This window comes from Glutamicibacter sp. AOP38-B1-38 (genome assembly GCF_052377485.1).
In the GTDB taxonomy this organism is placed as follows: domain Bacteria; phylum Actinomycetota; class Actinomycetes; order Actinomycetales; family Micrococcaceae; genus Glutamicibacter.
This window is the reverse complement of the sequence record NZ_JBQSWU010000104.1, coordinates 1-363: the sequence shown is the minus strand read 5'-3', so window position 1 is coordinate 363 and position 363 is coordinate 1. Positions and strand designations below refer to the sequence as shown.

The 363-nt window shown below is 55.4% G+C and carries 1 protein-coding gene; it reads right to left on the bottom strand.

The features are described 5' to 3' along the window. The coding region (locus tag ACT3TP_RS18790; RefSeq protein ID WP_444621301.1) for a transposase-like zinc-binding domain-containing protein at positions 1-291 on the bottom strand (291 nt) is incomplete at its 3' end. Between the last annotated feature and the right edge of the window lie 72 nt (positions 292-363).

The window sequence follows — 363 nt, the reverse complement described above, 5'->3', positions numbered from 1 at the left end:
CAGGAAGGGATGGACGTTCCAGCACCAAGCGGTTTGGTGGCGGAAGGTCCGGCCGGTTCCTCCGCCGTGTTGTGCTTGGGTTTGTTTGCTCATGAGCCAGTTGACGAAGCTGGCGAGTTGGTTGCGTGCGGTGAGGTCTTCTCGTTTGAAGGTGGTGCTGGCGTTGCAGTTGAGGCAGCGCCATCGTTGCTTGCCGTTGCGTTTCCCGTTTTTCTTTTGGGGGCTTTGGCAGATACTGCATAGGTGGGTGTTTTGTCTTGTAAGGGTCACGCCTATGGGAACAAGATCCATGTGTGTCTTGATCCTGCCCCGGTTTTCCGGGGCAGGATCAAGATTGCAGACACCATTTATTGCCTATAGGCC